Here is a 380-nt window from a genome sequence, read left to right as displayed (position 1 = left end):
ATATTCGGCAATATAGAAATTCGCCGCATACAAGTAATAATCTTCCTTTTTCGCTTCTAAAAGATACAAAATCGACTCTTCGTTGAAGTTTAAATTGCGCTGAACAACTCCTTTCAGAAAAAGTGCTTTTTTATCCTTTGGATATTCGTGAAGCAACTGATTTAATAAATCTTGCGCCTTAATTAATTGCTGAATCGGATTGTGAATAAACGAAAAACTTTTCCAAATGGGATATTGATTCTCATCCATTTCATCATCAAAAATCAAGAAAAAAATATCATTAAAAAGTCGATTGTAATCCACAGTATAAGTTTTAGTAGTGCTAAAATTAAGCTATTTTTAGGTAAAATCCACGAATAAAATAAAAATCAGCTTTAAAT

1 protein-coding gene is annotated in these 380 nt (G+C 29.5%); it reads right to left on the bottom strand.

Annotation, left to right across the window (positions count from 1 at the left end; genetic code table 11):
- Positions 1 to 249 (bottom strand): hypothetical protein (locus OC23_RS02910; protein WP_152607792.1); only part of this gene is annotated, 249 nt, incomplete at its 3' end.
- Positions 250 to 380 lie beyond the last annotated feature (131 nt).

The organism is Acinetobacter sp. A47, assembly GCF_000805455.1.
Taxonomy (GTDB): Bacteria; Pseudomonadota; Gammaproteobacteria; order Pseudomonadales; family Moraxellaceae; genus Acinetobacter.
The sequence above is the reverse complement of the archived record's forward strand: the minus strand, read 5'-3'. Positions and strand labels throughout refer to the sequence as shown.